This window comes from Hahella sp. NS-SX17 (genome assembly GCF_057367735.1).
Genome location: NZ_CM170632.1, coordinates 2,664,702 through 2,679,103 on the forward strand (window position 1 = coordinate 2,664,702; position 14,402 = coordinate 2,679,103).

The following is a 14,402-nucleotide window of genomic DNA, read 5'->3' on the forward strand; positions in this document are numbered from 1 at the left end:
AATGACACAGCACAAACCAGTCACTGACAGGCGCCTTCTGAGTCGCGCAATGCTGGCGTGTCTGGCGCTAAGCGTCTCCGACATGGCCGCCTCGGAATTACGCGATATGGAGGAGGGAGAGCTGTCGCAAGTAACGGCGCAAAGCGGCTTGATCATCGAGATACCCCGGGTGCGCATCAACGCCCATGACGGCGGTCTGGACGACCCCGGCACGCCGCAGGATGAAAGCGACGGCCGCCGCACCCGCGGGTTTCGTTACAACTACATCACCTCTGAGCATGACGGCGGCGCTCAGACCTACTATTTCACCGATGAAATCTCCATCGCCATGGATATAGAAGGTCCTCTAAAGCTGGATGTGGACGATGGCGGCCACATGGTTCTGCAATTGCCTGAGCGGGTCAATTTCGTTGGCGATGGCTACAGCATGAAAGGCATTTATCTCAATAATACCGGCGATCCGGCCAGCGGCGGTAAACTGCTTAACGAGATCAACATTCAGGGTAATTTTGAAACAGGCGGTCAGGTGTTTGTGTGGGGATATGACCCCTAGGCGGAAGCGCCGTTCCATTTAACCAGCGTGTGGTCTTCGCCTTGTAGCTCCTCTTTTATTATGGCGGCTATCCGCTGCCAGTCTCCCCCTGCCAGGCCCGCGCCAATCAATGGATAGCCGATGCGTTTGCCGGGGAAGTCAGTCTTGATCTTTCTCATGACAGATCGAATCGCCTCATAATCCGCCAGGTCGCCCTCGCCACGCCAGTGGAACTGGGTATAGGCGTTAACAATCGTGAAGGATGTATCGCTGCTGGTGATCTCGGCGCAGGAGTAAGTTCCCAACTTGTCCCGAGCGCCTTTTTCCGTTTTTAAATCCGCTTTGTAAGCATCTGGAAATTTATTTTTGATCGTCAAAGCGATCCCACGTCCCATCTGACACTGACAATTGCAGCCATGGATAATGACATCAAAGTGACCGGCTTGCGCCAACGCCAGTAAATCGCCTTCTATTGTTTTCATGTGGCCTCAGACTTTTGAGTGAATGGTGAATCATATCAGTTTCAATATATACACCGTAATAAAGCCAAAGTGATTTAGTGTGAGCGGCACATATTATCTATTCGGTTGAATTGTGATCGCTGAATTGATTGTATCGGGGGCAGGCGCAGTGCATATTTGGCTGAAAGAGAATAGAATCTGTTCACTTTTTATATGGCGGTTTAATAAACTATGCAAGGCCGAACCTTTCTGTCTGGAATTACTAAATTCACACTCATCTCAATGTTAACTTTCGGCGCCTATGCCGATGAAGTTGTTTTGTTTCAAACTCAGCTTACCAGCAAAGGGCAGGTCAGCCCGAATCACTTCCCGGCTGACTGGACCAGGCCTGCTACAAGCGAATACAACACTGTGGGTTATATACGCAGTAGCAGTAGCGATACCAAAGTGTTGCGTAAAGCTGTATTCAAGCTCGATGCTGCGCCTTTTTCTGAGATCAAGAATGCTGGCGTAGACGTCTGCATATTTATTCATCCCGCTTCTTATGGCCAGTATGAAGATAAATTGACGGTGACGCAGAATGAGGCGGTCTGCTTCAATCAGCATAAAGGCGATGGGCCGCAGTGGCCAAAATCCACGGTGGAGATTAATTTTCCAGGTCAGGGTTTGTTGATTCCCAAAGACTCGATAGTGGCCTGCGACTCGCAAGGAAGCTTGCCGGTAGGCGCGAATGACAACGGCCAGTTCCAGCTCTTTTCAAACTTTACCTGCGAACTTTTCATGGCGGACTACAACCCGAGTGATGCTGCTTCCCCGGCATATCAAAGTGTGAGAGCGCCGTTTTTTGATGAGAGCTTTGTGTATACGCCACATTCCAGGACGGCCTATCACCAGAATCTATCCAATCAGGAACTGAAAATTAACGGCGTTTGGGCGTATGACAATACTAATGGCGCTGAAAGCGAAATCTGTATCGCCAAGGGCGGCGAGACGATTTGCGACAGCCGTCAATTTGAAGGCAATGACTATACGACCCGCAGCGATTTCTTTGCCTATCAAGAAACCTGGAAAAAAGGCGAAAGCTTAACGGCGACTTGCTCTTCTTATGATGAACAAGGTTCTCCAAAATATTGCTCTTTTTATTTTATGGTGGAAGTTCCAGGGCAGAATGGACTGGATAGACGGTCGACAATCAGTCATGAGCAAGCCGACGCGTATTGTAACAATCCTTATCCCTCTAACTATGTGTTGAGCCATCATAGCTATAGTGATTATCAGCGTTGCATGAATGTGTTGAATTGATGATCCGGTGGAAACCATTCCATGTCGCAGTCTGCTCTGGATTGTTATCGCCGGATTTGGTGTTTCTTGTGAACAACTTTCAGCAAAGCGTGTATCCAACCTTGGAGCCGTGGGCGACATGAGTGGAATGGTTTCCCGGTTCAGTATCGTCGACTTTGTCTACGTTGAAATGACGGTAGGTCTCAAGGTCCAAAAAGGAGAGGGCGGTGCTCTGGAGCGTGCGGAGAGGGAGAATGACAGGAGGTTGGCCGCGTTGCAGCAACAGGTCGACCACCTTGCCAACATGCTTCATGACGCCATCCTGGCAGCGCACGCAGAGTCCCAGTTTGAATACATTGCGGCGCAATATCGGCTGTACCAGCCGGGCATGACGGGGTTTACGCAGTTTCCGACGTATCGCTCCTACGATGAAACTCAACCAGGCGAAGGCGGTTACCTGCAGCTCCATGAAAACCCTGCCGTCACGCTATGTTTTTGCGCATTACCTGGGCGGGAGGAGACGAAGGCGTTGCAGGGTTTGATTGTCAGGCTTGTTGTTGAGGCGTCGGGAGAAGGCTCACTCTTATAGAGCCTTCATTATTTCCTTCAGGCGTACGGACTGACCAAGCGGCGAATAATTCGACGTCATATACGGGCCGAAAGCGTCGTGTTTCATTTTTCGATAATCAAGATCCCCATTACTAACCAAGTCAAAGGTATGCGTGATTACGCCTTCCATCGATATTAACTCCACATTGCCCTGTTCATCGTAGCGAGCACTGAAAACCGGCGCGCCGGAATTTCCCCAGAAGGCGGGGCAGTCCGTATCGAATAACACGCCGTCGTACCCCGGCGATTTGGGCGAGGGCAATAGCTTTCCAGATCGCTGCTTGCGCTGACATTTGGCGGAGCTGACCCTCAAAGTGCTTTGTGTCTTAACAATGGGGTAGCCAACTGAAAACAGCGGCGAGCCAGCTTCTGGAGCCGGACCGAAGTTTAGCGGGATATCCTTAAGCGCCAGCTTACCCTCGGTGTAAGCAGGATCATAATGCACGATCGCCATATCGTTGATACCTTCAACCGAGCTGTCATATTCGAACGAGGCGACGGGGATATAAAGATCGTTTTGATCAATCGAGCCGTCCTCAGAGTAGGCGAGATAATAATTGCCTTTCTTGGAGTCGTCCCGAAAACAGTGCTTGGCGGTAATCACCAGTCCGTGCTTCAGAATAAGGCCAGTGCAGATGCGGAAATGATCCTCATCCAAAATCGGAACGATATAGTCAAAGTCATCAACCAGACTTCTTTCCGGACCGTTGGAGTGCCCAGCAACGCTTTCCTCTACCGACGTACAGGAAACAACTAGCGTCGCCGTGAGTATGCAGGCGCTCACTTTAGCTAAGAGGGCGGTTAATTTTGATAGGAGTAAGCGTTTACGCACCATTTCTCTACTTCTACGGAAAGGGGCGGCTGTGATTGCAGGGGCTTTCGCTTTTTAGGTCCCTTCAGGAAAACCAAACGCCCTGTTTAGATCCCCTGGCGTTAGCTCGCGACTGAATTTTAAAAAACGTGGCGGATGATAACATGCCATGGTCGTTGTAATAGCGATAATGGGGAAGCCAGTTTCGCATACGAAGGAGGTAAAGCTGGACTGGTTCATCACTCATCATTTGGCTTTGTATTGCTATCGTGTATATTTTGAGAGCAAAGGCAATACCCTAAATATCCATGCATAGGGCTTAGTAAGCGTTATATGGTAGTTTATCTTTTTCAGATGTGGTTGATATGAAATATAAGAATATAAAAGGTATGCTGCACAACCTATATCACTCTTTTATGGCGAGTCTGCACCACTTAATTTGCGCAGATGGCAGGGCGATAGATGAACTTTGTAACCTGCTCGATAGAAGTGAACATGACCTTATATATTTTGACTTCCATAATAGCGTGCCGATTCCAGGAACACACTCTGATGAAGTAATGAACTTATTTAGAACTTATTCTGATGGATTTGTTGTTGGCGCATCGCTTGAAGAAAGAAAAGCTGCAGTACGTTATGTTTACAGTAAGAAAGGGTAAGTCTGCGTATAAATTTAAAGTTGAAGCTTTGGATGATCGTGGTTTTTCTCATGAATACAGCTCATAAGTCGCTACTCTGATGAAAATTAGGTTGCTCCATTGTGATTGCCTGTTCTAGCGTTAACATTGCCTGCAAAAGCATCCCGTCTCTGCTCTTTTCACTGACTGATAAGTATGCGGTTATCATGTCGCTCCAGCTGGCAACTCTCTCTGTGGCTTGCCGCTAGGCGCAGAAACTTCACGATAATTTACTTTGGATTGCTGGCCGAATGACTGTTATTACAGATATCTCACGGTGGTAACGATGATTAATTTTAGAGATCAAGATCAGAAAAAAGTATTTATACACTTCGCTAAAGTCCTAAACGATGACTTGGCGTTGGCTGTTGCGGAACATGAGAGAGAAATTACCACCAAAGAAGAAGCCGAACGCTTCGCTAAGTTTTATTGGCGTATGGTTGATCTATCGGTGATCGCAGATAGGAATAAGCAGGAAATTGATGGTGTGCTTGGAATGCAGGTCATTATGGAGGATTTGATTAACATCATGGGTGGATATCTGGAACGTAATGGATTTGCTAAGCAGTGGGAGGCTGAAGATGGGGATTAGTACTTTTTTCTTGTAATATTGGCGACAGGTAATTTGGGTGCGACTCCTTCCTGAGAATATATGAGGGAGAAATACTCTTCGTCCCTTACGGCAGGCCGCTGTGGGAAAGTTACAGCGGCAGCGAGGTAGATATTATATTGAGTTCTGGATTCCTGTGAGAGGAACGACATGGAGCTTCTAATGTTCCATAGTTTAAAACGGACGGCTACGGCGTAGGCTGGCGCGGTTCATCCAGAGACTTTAGATATCCCCCTTGTTTCAGGTGTAGATCGTCACCATCCCAACCGGCGTACTGGGTATTATCTGAAGGATCGAAAGCAATATCGCCAACCAGCTCTAAGCGCCCGTCGTACCAGATTGTGGAATCGTGCTCGTAATAAATTTTCCCAAGATAGATGCGGTCATTGGGATTGCTATCATCTTTTACGCTTACAAAAACGCCGCCATCCGCACCTCCCGCCCATATGGTTCCTGCAGGGCCTTCCTTGTCCGGCTCAGGCCCAAATTCAACAGAACATCCGGCTAGTGAAAGTAAAAGAGTTAAAAGTAGATATCTCATGTTTTTGTATGTGTCCTTCGCGACAGAAATGCTCCAATTCTTGCTAAAACTTTCGCAGTTTTATCTGACTCAGGCGATAACTCAAGAGCATCGTCGCTGAGTCGCGCTGCTACCGATGCTTGATTATTCTGTGTTAACAATGATCTTGAAGGGCTTATGCTCTTCAACGAGTGTGGCTATGATAACACCTAACAAAATAATCATAAGGATGCCAGGCAGCATCTTACGGTGAGGCGTTAGCTGAATAATACGGAGCATTGAATATGAAACACGAAGATCGACAGCCTATATTCTTAGCGCCAGGCCAAGGCCGTTCGTACTCTATGGGGCCTATTTCAGCCATATTCAAAGCGGATGGCGAGGAGTCTGCTGGAGCTTATTCAATTTCCGAATGGTGGTTAGAGCCATACTCAAAAGGACCGGGCGCTCATAGCCACAATGAAGATGATATATTTTTTGTTATAGAAGGAACAATGAGCTTTCTCATTGGCGAAGCATGGACGGAAGCGCCAAAAGGCAGTTTTGTTCTCGCCCCCAGTGGCGTCACTCACGACTTCGAGAATCGAAGCGCGTCCCGAGCTGGCGTTTTAAACATATCAACCCCGGGCAACTTCGAACAGCATATGCCTCAAATTGTTTCCTGGTTTGAGCAACACCCTCCGGGTAAAACTGGTGCTGGCTGATAGGGAGGCTATCTGTATGGATGATCTTGATCTACTTAAGTGTGAAAAATGTGGGGCTGCTACTGAGGGCAGGATTCAGGGTAGTTGTCAGGGGCTGTTTTGTACCAATCCTACATGTGACTGGTCAGTTGTTACTACCTATGTCCCAGAAATTTATAGAGATGAGACTGAACATGAAGTCTACCTTCTGAATCCTGATCAAAAGTCGAAGTTACAAATAAGGTTTATAGCAAAGGTGTTTAATTGTAATTTTCTCGAAGCGAGAAGTAAGCTAAATGGCGATGTTGTATTAATTGCTAAATGCCGAGCTCCAAGAGTTAAAGAGCTTTCGCAATTGTCGGAAGAGTACAAGGTGGTTATAAAAATTGAACCTGAGTGTTTGCACTTAACAACATGTGGCTAGAGAGAGCCCAAGCTCCGCTCCGGCTCAAGGGATCAAGGTATGAGATGTCCATATTGTGAAAATGAAGTTACCTATGAAGTTCCTTGCAAGGGGGAGTCTTCATGTGAAAGTTGCGGTGAGACATATTCTTCTGGACTCACGGACTTTAACAACCATTCTCCACACGAATTGAGCGAAAGCCTTCCTTATACTGTATTCCTGTACGGCTCTATAGCCCAATTACTGTTCAGGAAGGATCAACGATTATGTGAGGTTTGTGGATCTATTTATCAGTCTAGAGATAAAATATGCCCTCTGTTGAAGGCTTCATTGCGACGTTGGTATAAACAACCGAAATATATAATAGAAAAAGGTTCAAGCGTAAGCGTTGAGCTTGTTCGTGCTGAAATTGAAAACTATTTAGCCAAAAATGTTAAACGAAAAGTTTGGCTGGAAATTCTGGGGAAGTAAAAGTTATGCATCGAAATGTACGCGAGGGTTTTCTGCTCTGTTGATGTTTAAAACTTTTGGCCTGTACGTTCCCGGAGTCGATACTTGAGGAGTTGTAATGAGAGATAGTTTGAGGAAGAAGATCATTTCTGTCTGTGATCAGAAAATTGCGGCCAAAGGCGTCAATGTCGGTGTGTCGTTTTATGCTTTTTTCGCCAATAAAAATGATGACCCTGAATTGCTAATGGAAGCCGCTGAATGGTGGATTTTAACCAATAAACTGGACCACTTCGAAAAGGCGATAAAGATAAAGGAACTGATTCAACAGGGCGCGTGAGTTGTGTAATGAATCGGGTGGGATTAGCGCACTGAACTAAATGCAGAAGCTTTTCAAGCCCGCACAGGTCGAAGGGGGAGGCTATTAACGGTTTAATGAGAATAATATTGGCTGTTCTGATACTGACTATATTGCCATCCTGTAGCGATGGCGAAGGTTCAGGATTGAGTTCTAATTCAGATCAGGAAACCCGTCGCAGTATAGATACCCCTCACAGCTATTCTACGCATGAAATCGAAGCCCTTGCCCGTCTAAAACTTCCACCCGAAGCAAAGATTCTTGGCGGCCATATTGAATCAGAGGGCATGGATGGTTTGGTTGCGCTGCTGATTCAGCTGCCAAAAAACCAATTCTCGTCTTTTATGTCGCAGGCAGGATACGAAACCAACCCCGAGCCCGTAAATTACGTGTCATCACTTTTTGTTTCAGTAGGCCGTGAAATATCAGGCTGGCCAAATCAGAAACAGTGGGATGACATCATCCACAAGGGCCAACTAACTATTATCCGTGGCGCAGAGCCAGGGTTTTCGCGCACCACGATTATTGACCAGAGCGGGGCGGATGAATGGCGGCTTTATATAATCCATCACGAGTTATGAGAAAAAATAGGCCGCCACCAGGCTCGCAGAAAACACATTGAACAATGTCCGGGAAGCGTTGACCGCCTTAGTCAGGCGACATGGGCGAAGAACGCGCCAATAAGGCCAGCTTGATAAAAGGGAATAGGGGCCGTAAAACCGCCCGCTTTGATGATGGCCGCGACTGTGTCTGTCGGCAGTACGGCGACGTCCTGACTATAGGCGGCTTTCATCCGTTGAATATCCTCTTGTGATACCGCTGCGTTCGCCATCAGCCGCAGCCACAAATTTAACTGTCCCTCGTAGATTTCGCTGCGGGTATCTGCGACTAAATCGGCGCTAACGAGAAGCCCCTCAGGTTTGAGTCTGTCGGCGATATGGCGGAAAAACTCACTTCGGGCTTGTTGATCCAGTATGAACTGGGAAACCAGCAGACTGGTGGCGCCATCAAACTTCGCTTCACCGGGAAGTGTCTCCACATAGCCTTGATAAAAGTCGCACCTGGATGTAAACCCCGCCAGCTCCACTGCATTGCGGCACTGATTCAGCATTTCGCCAGACGGCTCAACGGCGGTAAAGCGCCATTCAGGAAAATGCCGGGCTAAGTGCAGCAGTTCTTTACCCGTACCGGCGCCCACGCACAGGATGTGGGCTCTTTCTGGCAGGACGGCGAGAATGGTCTCCATGAAGAAATACAGCCCATTATTAATTGGAGACATTCGTCGCCACTGCGTGTCGTAGTTTGGCGCCTGTTGGTCGAATAGTTGTGTCAGTTGCTGTTTATCCATTTAGGGTCGCTCGCTTTGCTGAATGTGTGTGCTCATTTTACGTAACTGTAAATGTTACATAGATTGGATGCGTGAGACAATTGATGTAACGTTAAAAGTTGCGTGATAGGATTGGGCGTCTATTACACGAGATGCAAGATGAGAAAAGACAGTCGTTTATCCCGAGTGTTGCACGTGCTGATTCACCTGGCCGCCAGCGACAAACCTATGACTTCAGGGCAGATTGCTGAGATGCTGTCGACCAACCCGGTCGTGGTGCGTCGCACCATGGGCATGCTGAGGGTGCAGGGATATGTTGATTCCGCCAAAGGCCACAGCGGCGGCTGGACGTTGATTAAACCGCTGAACGAAATCACCCTGCTTGACGTGCATAATGCGCTTGGCGAGCCGACCCTGTTTACGCTGGGTCTCACCGACGAACACTCAAATTGCTTTATTGAAAGGGCGATCAATGAGGCGCTAAAAACCGCCATGGACGACGCGGAAAAGAAACTACTGAGTCGATTTGGCGAGATTACGCTGGATGCCCTGGCGAAACGTTCTTGATGGTGGAGGGCGGTTGACCGTGACAAGCAAAATAATGAAATGTAAGACGTGTGGCGTCCCCATGGCGGAAACCTGGCTGGAGTTTGAAGGATCTGAAAGCGTTGGCGTCTACTATCCTCAGTGCGATTGCATCGAAGACGACGAGAATGGCGCCCATGTTGAAGTGGAGCCAGATTGGTTTATCACTATAGAAATACCGGAATCCTTAAGTGTTACGCAGCTTAAGGCTATTCGGGAAGTGGATGAGCATTTCAGGACTCTTTCGGTTGTTGCGTGTAAAGCGTTATTGCAGAGTCAGAACGAAGTCACCATAGGCCCATTCTACTGGAAAGATAAAGTAGACAGCGCTGCCGGTAAGCTGGCTTCTGTGAAGCTTTCGGTGAGAATTAGTTAAACACCTAATACTGTGGCGTTCGGAATTCGATTGCCGCTGATTTTTCTGACAATTAATGATGCTGTGCGGACATTACAAGCTGGGATTAAAGAATGAACTACATCCAAAAGGGAGTTCCAGAAGTTAACTTCTACACCAGCATGAAGGACATTGCTGGTTGGCTTGAAATTGAACTGAGAGATTATGACTGGCACATATCCGATATAGACGGTGGCTGGTGTGGGATCGTCGACCCGAGTTGGGTGCTGGGCGAAGAGTTTGCAGCAAAGATTGAAGAGTTCGATTACCAGTTTGTCTGGGCTGTTATATCTGCATTTCCGAAGGGAACGGAAGCCTTCACATCAAGCCTTCCTTATGTCGAGGATAACCCCGCGCTCTGGGAAGGCGCGCCCTGTACCCAGCTAGACGGCGCTTTGTTTGAAATCGTATGTTGGGACAGTAGCGCAACACTATTTATCGGCCTCTCTGAAGAGTTAAGCCGCAGATTGTTGGCTAATGCGCCAGGCATAAAAGACTTGGATAAAGATAATGAGCGGAGAGGCAAAACTGGCCGCCTGTGAAGCTGTTCTTGCTGCGCCATGAAGCAGTGAATTTATTGACAACATCGTTTGCGGTCACGTTTGTGATCGTTGCGTCTGTGCAGACCATGGAAAAGTTTGGAGGAGAGATAATGGGCGGAGTGTCGACCGAGATATATTTTGAGCATGATAATCCGGCAGTTGCAGAAGTGCTTAAGCAAATACTCGACTGGCGGTTTACTGGGAAAAACTCAGAAGTGGAGGCAATGCTAGGTGAGTTTAACCCGAAGATTGTAGACCTCATCCGAGCGCCTCATTACGGCCACCAAAATTTGGAGTGGCTGGATGATTATCCAGATATCAAAAAGAGTGCCGAACACTTATTGCATTTTGATGAGTTAGATAAGGATTACCGGCTCTGGTTGGAGGATTTCTATAGTTACAGAGAAGCCCTTGGCAGTGGCAGTGTGACCAAGAAAAGGAAGGGGCATGAGATATTTGTGGAAAGTAACGTTTATGTGGGGCCTTTCCTGGCGGCTATCCTAAAACTGGCTGGAGCAACCAAGGTGAAACTGAAACAAGACTCACTCGATTGGCATGGCTAAACAGAAGCGTTTCTAGTTGTCTCGCCTTCGACTGTAGATTTGGCGACTTGGGTCAGAGCAGGTCTGTACTAAAGACCTTATTATCCCTAACACACCTCAAACCCCAACGGCGGCGCTTCGCCTTCCACCTGTTCAGTTTGGACTTCCGTGACGATAGCGGCTTCGGGGCCGTCGTGGAGCCAGTCTATGAGTTGGTTGACGGCTTCGGCGTCGCCGTAGGCGAGTACTTCGACGCGTCCGTCTGGCAGGTTTTTGGCGTAGCCAAGTACATGGAGGCGCTCGGCGACCTGGAGGGTGGAGTTGCGGTACCAGACTCCCTGGACTTTGCCGCTGACCCAGGCGCGGATGTGTTGTTTGTCCTGCATTATTATCTCCTCATGCCTCCGCTTGTGTGTCTTGCTTCTCGCCGTTCGGCTGTTTATTCGACTATTTTAAAGCTGCATTGCTTATATGTCGGCGTCAAAGGGCGCATACTTCAGGCAGGTTTTCACTATATTTAGTAAAAGGCGCTTGTACAGGCTTAAATTATAATAGATATAGCGGCTCATCCATGCGCTTTCTGCTTTGGGCGCGGAAGATGGATAGCGGCTTGGCTTGAACAAAGGCTTTGGGTGATATGGAAACAGGAAAACTGCTGATCGCGCTCTGTGGGGATACGCATCCTGCGATCCTGGAAGAGTTCGGTAATTTTGATAGTTGGTTTATTGATATTTTCGACAAATTGGGGATATCCACCCATTTGTGGAATACCCATATGTCCCACGATGCGCCGGAAGGAAGCTTTATTGGCTGTGTCATCACCGGTTCGCCGGCGATGGTGACGGACCGAGCGCAATGGTCGGAGGATTTGGGCGCTTGGATGCGCCGGGCGGTAGAACGAGGTCTGCCGCTGATGGGGGTTTGCTACGGCCATCAACTACTGGCCGACGCCCTGGGCGGCGCAGTGGACTACCAGCCTGATGGACGTGAAATCGGCTCCCTGTTGATCACCAATCATGCCTCCGACAGCGGCGACTACATATTTTCGCGTCTCCCCCATACCTTCCACGCCCACCTAACTCATGCTCAGTCTGTATTGACCTTACCGGAAGGGGCAGTGAATCTGGCCAGCAGCGGGCGGGTCAAGCATCAGGCGTTCCGCTACGGAGATCGTACCTGGGGCGTACAGTTTCACCCTGAATTTACCTGTCCCATCATGTCTGCATACCTATCCGTATACCGTGACCAGATTCCGCCAGCGCAACGACTGCAACTGGAGGCGCATTTACAGGACTGTTTTGACGCGCAGAGAGTGCTGGAGATATTCGCGGAAGGGTGTTTACGCGGTTTTGCGTAGAATGCGCACGCCCTGCAAACGCTTTACGCGAAGGCTGCGTTTACCACCAATACTTGCCGAACATCTCAGGGTTCGCCCAGTTCTCGGCATTGTTCCATGCCCGTTTGGGGTTGTAATGGGTGATGGAGTAAGCGTAAACCGCCAACGCCCGATTGTGGTCGGTAAACATCTCCAGGCGGCGATACCCCAATGCAATCAAGTGATTGAAGTCCCATTCAGGCGACTGGTTATGATCAATGGTCGCCAGCACATTGGGGATCAGCAGGTTACGTGGAGCCGCCAGCAACGCCTGGCCGGCCTGGAAGGAAAGTCTCTCGACCGCATCGCTGATAATCGCGGCCTCCGGGTGACTATCGACGCTTGTAACCTCTGATGTTGTGGCGGCGCAGCTCACATTCGCCTGCTTGTCTTGACTGTATCTGAGCAGGGCGGGCGGCTGCGTCGGTCCGATGTTTAGTATGCAAGTTGGAGACATGACGGTTAGCCAGTCGAATAGCAGGTCGTTTGGCGAATTGGCCACTTGGATTCAGCCTATGGTGCAGTCAGCACGGATAGAGGAGCTAATAAAAAAAGCGCTGTTCCATCAGCGCTACTGTTACTTGGTATCTGCAAGTATTTAAGCAGGGTAAACGAAGAAATGAAATGAAAAAGACTCTGAATTGCTTCAGACAATTAGAGTGTAGTAAAGCCCATGCTGGCGCGTTAGACGGATTATCCATTAAACTCGGAAGCGTATTTTCGAAATGCGATAACAAACTAGAAAACGCTTTTATTCGATAGCGCAACCTAATGAAACTCGGAGAAATATATGCATAGCAGAACTCTGTCAAAAATAGGCGTGGCATTGTTCACATTCTGCTTCAGTTTGTTTGTACAAGCGGAAGCGCCCCTCACTGGAGACATCATCGACCGCTGGATCAAGTCTCAGAAAGCGGTGCAGGAGTGGGGCGAAAAACACGAGGAAGAGTTGTCCAAATATGAAAAAGACAACGAAATGATACCTACCAATATCGATGACATTGTCGCGCCTCTGAAAGCGTCGGGGCTATATGGTCAGGTAGAAGATATTGTGGAAGACCACGGCTTCGCCAGCCCAGAAGAGTGGGCAGGTACAGCGCTGCGTATCTTCGGCGCTTATGCGGCGATTGAGATGCAAGGCCAACAAGTCGATATCGACGCCATGAGGCAGCAATTGGCGGAGTTGGAAAAGAATCCGAATATCAGCGCCGAGCAGAAACAAATGATGCGCGATATGATGCAGCAGGGCCTGGCGATGATGGAGAAGTTCAAAAATGCGCCGCCCGCGGATGTCGAAGCGGTCAAACCGCATATGAGCAAGCTGCGTAAATTTATGGATGAAAGCGGCGGCATAGGCGACTGATTGTCGTCGGGTTACAGATATCGCAAGGGACTGCAGCTTACGGCTGCAGTCGCTCAATCTCCCAATTCTCATCGGTCTTTCTATATAAAAAGCGGTCATGCAACCGATTGGCGCGGCCTTGCCAGAACTCAATCGTAACCGGTTTCACCCTGTACCCTCCCCAGAATGACGGCAACGGCACTTCGCCTTGTTTGAAACGGTTTTTCATCTGTTCAAACGCCTGCTCCAGTAGTTTGCGCGAACCTATTCCCTGACTTTGCTGAGAGGCCCACGCCGCGACCTGTGACTCATGGGGGCGACTCAGGAAATAGCGGGTGGCTTCGGTGATGGAGAGTTTCTCCGCCAAACCAGTGACGCATACCTGCCGCTCCATCGGCAACCAGGCGAAATGCAGGCTTACATTGGCGTTTTCAGCAATATTCTGCGCCTTGCGGCTGCCCAGGTTGGTGTAGAACACGAATCCGGAGGCATCCAGGTTTTTTAACAGTACGATGCGTTGGCTGGGGATGCCTTGCGCGTTGACCGTCGCCAGAGACATGGCGGTGGGGTCGGCGTTGAGATCGGCGTCGACCGCCGTCTGCAACCAGCTTCTGAACTGTACTATGGGATCGTCGGCCAGGTCTTTACGGGACAGGCCGGCATAGAGGTACTCGCGTCTGATGTCGTCTAGTTTCATGAGTGCTGCAATCCGGACAAGCTGATGATTTGGCGGATGATTCCGCCGACTGTCTGACTGCTATTGTACGGCAATTCACGCAGATTCGCTCACCGGAGAAGCTGCGGACGCGCCTATGGTCGAATAAGTCTGAAAAGAGAGCAGAATGGGTGAGAGATAAAACTTACCTGGATAAATAACCGAGCGAGAAAATCGAAGTTGGGGCG

Annotated in this window: 22 protein-coding genes; 15 read left to right on the top strand and 7 right to left on the bottom strand. The window is 49.0% G+C overall.

Annotated features, from left to right (window positions below; translation table 11 throughout):
• Window position 1 precedes the first annotated feature (1 nt).
• Window positions 2–553: a DUF6160 family protein gene (locus AC2IBB_RS12015; protein ID WP_486333088.1), complete on the top strand. Its 552-nt coding sequence runs from the start codon at window positions 2–4 to the stop codon at window positions 551–553.
• On the opposite strand, the gene AC2IBB_RS12020 is transcribed toward AC2IBB_RS12015, so the two are convergent.
• Window positions 550–1,014, bottom strand: coding sequence for a macro domain-containing protein (locus tag AC2IBB_RS12020; protein WP_486333089.1), 465 nt, complete (start codon window positions 1,012–1,014; stop codon window positions 550–552). The two genes, AC2IBB_RS12015 and AC2IBB_RS12020, sit on opposite strands and share 4 nt — an antisense overlap.
• 210 nt (window positions 1,015–1,224) lie before the next feature.
• Here AC2IBB_RS12020 and AC2IBB_RS12025 point away from each other — a divergent pair, with 210 nt between their 5' ends.
• Window positions 1,225–2,295 (top strand): hypothetical protein, encoded by a 1,071-nt coding sequence (locus tag AC2IBB_RS12025; protein ID WP_486333090.1) that lies wholly within the window; start codon window positions 1,225–1,227, stop codon window positions 2,293–2,295.
• A 118-nt stretch (window positions 2,296–2,413) separates the two neighbouring features.
• Window positions 2,414–2,863, top strand: coding sequence for a hypothetical protein (locus AC2IBB_RS12030; RefSeq protein ID WP_486333091.1), 450 nt, complete (start codon window positions 2,414–2,416; stop codon window positions 2,861–2,863).
• Here AC2IBB_RS12030 and AC2IBB_RS12035 read toward each other — a convergent pair.
• A complete protein-coding gene (locus AC2IBB_RS12035; protein ID WP_486333092.1) occupies window positions 2,858–3,718 on the bottom strand; it encodes a S1 family peptidase in 861 nt (286 codons plus the stop codon). The genes AC2IBB_RS12030 and AC2IBB_RS12035 overlap by 6 nt on opposite strands.
• A gap of 341 nt (window positions 3,719–4,059) precedes the next feature.
• Here AC2IBB_RS12035 and AC2IBB_RS12040 point away from each other — a divergent pair, with 341 nt between their 5' ends.
• Window positions 4,060–4,353 (top strand): hypothetical protein, encoded by a 294-nt coding sequence (locus AC2IBB_RS12040; protein WP_486333093.1) that lies wholly within the window; start codon window positions 4,060–4,062, stop codon window positions 4,351–4,353.
• A gap of 304 nt (window positions 4,354–4,657) precedes the next feature.
• Window positions 4,658–4,963, top strand: a complete 306-nt coding sequence (locus AC2IBB_RS12045) for a hypothetical protein (RefSeq protein ID WP_486333094.1) — start codon at window positions 4,658–4,660, stop codon at window positions 4,961–4,963.
• Between the two features lie 205 nt (window positions 4,964–5,168).
• Here the strand turns inward: AC2IBB_RS12045 and AC2IBB_RS12050 are convergent, their stop codons facing one another.
• Window positions 5,169–5,522, bottom strand: a complete 354-nt coding sequence (locus tag AC2IBB_RS12050; protein WP_486333095.1) for a hypothetical protein — start codon at window positions 5,520–5,522, stop codon at window positions 5,169–5,171.
• A gap of 263 nt (window positions 5,523–5,785) precedes the next feature.
• Between AC2IBB_RS12050 and AC2IBB_RS12055 the strand changes: the two genes are divergently transcribed.
• The 4 genes from AC2IBB_RS12055 to AC2IBB_RS12070 all read left to right on the top strand — a co-directional run bounded on the left by AC2IBB_RS12055 (window position 5,786) and on the right by AC2IBB_RS12070 (window position 7,973).
• Window positions 5,786–6,205, top strand: coding sequence for a cupin domain-containing protein (locus AC2IBB_RS12055; RefSeq protein WP_486333096.1), 420 nt, complete (start codon window positions 5,786–5,788; stop codon window positions 6,203–6,205).
• A gap of 16 nt (window positions 6,206–6,221) precedes the next feature.
• Window positions 6,222–6,608: a hypothetical protein gene (locus AC2IBB_RS12060; RefSeq protein ID WP_486333097.1), complete on the top strand. Its 387-nt coding sequence runs from the start codon at window positions 6,222–6,224 to the stop codon at window positions 6,606–6,608.
• Between the two features lie 547 nt (window positions 6,609–7,155).
• A complete protein-coding gene (locus tag AC2IBB_RS12065; RefSeq protein WP_486333098.1) occupies window positions 7,156–7,374 on the top strand; it encodes a DUF6500 family protein in 219 nt (72 codons plus the stop codon).
• A 107-nt stretch (window positions 7,375–7,481) separates the two neighbouring features.
• A complete protein-coding gene (locus tag AC2IBB_RS12070) occupies window positions 7,482–7,973 on the top strand; it encodes a hypothetical protein (RefSeq protein ID WP_486333099.1) in 492 nt (163 codons plus the stop codon).
• Window positions 7,974–8,044: 71 nt separating this feature from the next.
• On the opposite strand, the gene AC2IBB_RS12075 is transcribed toward AC2IBB_RS12070, so the two are convergent.
• Window positions 8,045–8,740, bottom strand: coding sequence for a class I SAM-dependent methyltransferase (locus AC2IBB_RS12075; protein ID WP_486333100.1), 696 nt, complete (start codon window positions 8,738–8,740; stop codon window positions 8,045–8,047).
• Between the two features lie 138 nt (window positions 8,741–8,878).
• Here AC2IBB_RS12075 and AC2IBB_RS12080 point away from each other — a divergent pair, with 138 nt between their 5' ends.
• From AC2IBB_RS12080 to AC2IBB_RS12095, 4 genes are all read left to right on the top strand, one after another.
• Window positions 8,879–9,286 carry an Rrf2 family transcriptional regulator gene (locus AC2IBB_RS12080; protein ID WP_127972229.1) on the top strand — a complete coding sequence of 136 codons (408 nt, stop codon included), beginning with the start codon at window positions 8,879–8,881 and terminating at the stop codon, window positions 9,284–9,286.
• A 34-nt stretch (window positions 9,287–9,320) separates the two neighbouring features.
• A complete protein-coding gene (locus AC2IBB_RS12085; RefSeq protein ID WP_486333101.1) occupies window positions 9,321–9,680 on the top strand; it encodes a hypothetical protein in 360 nt (119 codons plus the stop codon).
• Window positions 9,681–9,772: 92 nt separating this feature from the next.
• Window positions 9,773–10,240: a hypothetical protein gene (locus tag AC2IBB_RS12090; protein WP_486333102.1), complete on the top strand. Its 468-nt coding sequence runs from the start codon at window positions 9,773–9,775 to the stop codon at window positions 10,238–10,240.
• Window positions 10,237–10,803 (top strand): hypothetical protein, encoded by a 567-nt coding sequence (locus AC2IBB_RS12095; protein WP_486333103.1) that lies wholly within the window; start codon window positions 10,237–10,239, stop codon window positions 10,801–10,803. Before AC2IBB_RS12090 ends, AC2IBB_RS12095 begins: the two co-directional genes overlap by 4 nt.
• An 86-nt stretch (window positions 10,804–10,889) precedes the next feature.
• Here the strand turns inward: AC2IBB_RS12095 and AC2IBB_RS12100 are convergent, their stop codons facing one another.
• Complete coding sequence (locus AC2IBB_RS12100; RefSeq protein ID WP_486333952.1) at window positions 10,890–11,174, bottom strand: acylphosphatase; 285 nt, start codon at window positions 11,172–11,174, stop codon at window positions 10,890–10,892.
• Between the two features lie 245 nt (window positions 11,175–11,419).
• Here AC2IBB_RS12100 and AC2IBB_RS12105 point away from each other — a divergent pair, with 245 nt between their 5' ends.
• A complete protein-coding gene (locus tag AC2IBB_RS12105; protein ID WP_486333104.1) occupies window positions 11,420–12,139 on the top strand; it encodes a glutamine amidotransferase in 720 nt (239 codons plus the stop codon).
• 40 nt (window positions 12,140–12,179) lie between these two features.
• On the opposite strand, the gene AC2IBB_RS12110 is transcribed toward AC2IBB_RS12105, so the two are convergent.
• Window positions 12,180–12,659: a DUF6231 family protein gene (locus tag AC2IBB_RS12110; protein ID WP_486333105.1), complete on the bottom strand. Its 480-nt coding sequence runs from the start codon at window positions 12,657–12,659 to the stop codon at window positions 12,180–12,182.
• A gap of 288 nt (window positions 12,660–12,947) precedes the next feature.
• Between AC2IBB_RS12110 and AC2IBB_RS12115 the strand changes: the two genes are divergently transcribed.
• On the top strand, window positions 12,948–13,520 hold the full coding sequence (locus AC2IBB_RS12115) for a hypothetical protein (protein ID WP_486333106.1): 573 nt from the start codon (window positions 12,948–12,950) through the stop codon (window positions 13,518–13,520).
• A 37-nt stretch (window positions 13,521–13,557) separates the two neighbouring features.
• Here the strand turns inward: AC2IBB_RS12115 and pdxH are convergent, their stop codons facing one another.
• Window positions 13,558–14,196, bottom strand: coding sequence for a pyridoxamine 5'-phosphate oxidase (pdxH, locus tag AC2IBB_RS12120; protein WP_486333107.1), 639 nt, complete (start codon window positions 14,194–14,196; stop codon window positions 13,558–13,560).
• Window positions 14,197–14,402 lie beyond the last annotated feature (206 nt).

Coding starts and splice junctions, on each gene's coding strand:
- AC2IBB_RS12080 (WP_127972229.1), top strand. CDS start 8,879: ATGAGAAAAGACAGTCGTTTATCCCGAGTGTTGCACGTGCTGATTCAC.
- AC2IBB_RS12050 (WP_486333095.1), bottom strand. CDS start 5,522: ATGAGATATCTACTTTTAACTCTTTTACTTTCACTAGCCGGATGTTCT.
- AC2IBB_RS12020 (WP_486333089.1), bottom strand. CDS start 1,014: ATGAAAACAATAGAAGGCGATTTACTGGCGTTGGCGCAAGCCGGTCAC.
- AC2IBB_RS12015 (WP_486333088.1), top strand. CDS start 2: ATGACACAGCACAAACCAGTCACTGACAGGCGCCTTCTGAGTCGCGCA.
- AC2IBB_RS12025 (WP_486333090.1), top strand. CDS start 1,225: ATGCAAGGCCGAACCTTTCTGTCTGGAATTACTAAATTCACACTCATC.
- AC2IBB_RS12060 (WP_486333097.1), top strand. CDS start 6,222: ATGGATGATCTTGATCTACTTAAGTGTGAAAAATGTGGGGCTGCTACT.
- AC2IBB_RS12055 (WP_486333096.1), top strand. CDS start 5,786: ATGAAACACGAAGATCGACAGCCTATATTCTTAGCGCCAGGCCAAGGC.
- AC2IBB_RS12085 (WP_486333101.1), top strand. CDS start 9,321: ATGAAATGTAAGACGTGTGGCGTCCCCATGGCGGAAACCTGGCTGGAG.
- AC2IBB_RS12105 (WP_486333104.1), top strand. CDS start 11,420: ATGGAAACAGGAAAACTGCTGATCGCGCTCTGTGGGGATACGCATCCT.
- AC2IBB_RS12075 (WP_486333100.1), bottom strand. CDS start 8,740: ATGGATAAACAGCAACTGACACAACTATTCGACCAACAGGCGCCAAAC.
- AC2IBB_RS12040 (WP_486333093.1), top strand. CDS start 4,060: ATGAAATATAAGAATATAAAAGGTATGCTGCACAACCTATATCACTCT.
- AC2IBB_RS12030 (WP_486333091.1), top strand. CDS start 2,414: ATGAGTGGAATGGTTTCCCGGTTCAGTATCGTCGACTTTGTCTACGTT.
- AC2IBB_RS12090 (WP_486333102.1), top strand. CDS start 9,773: ATGAACTACATCCAAAAGGGAGTTCCAGAAGTTAACTTCTACACCAGC.
- AC2IBB_RS12065 (WP_486333098.1), top strand. CDS start 7,156: ATGAGAGATAGTTTGAGGAAGAAGATCATTTCTGTCTGTGATCAGAAA.
- pdxH (WP_486333107.1), bottom strand. CDS start 14,196: ATGAAACTAGACGACATCAGACGCGAGTACCTCTATGCCGGCCTGTCC.
- AC2IBB_RS12045 (WP_486333094.1), top strand. CDS start 4,658: ATGATTAATTTTAGAGATCAAGATCAGAAAAAAGTATTTATACACTTC.
- AC2IBB_RS12035 (WP_486333092.1), bottom strand. CDS start 3,718: ATGGTGCGTAAACGCTTACTCCTATCAAAATTAACCGCCCTCTTAGCT.
- AC2IBB_RS12115 (WP_486333106.1), top strand. CDS start 12,948: ATGCATAGCAGAACTCTGTCAAAAATAGGCGTGGCATTGTTCACATTC.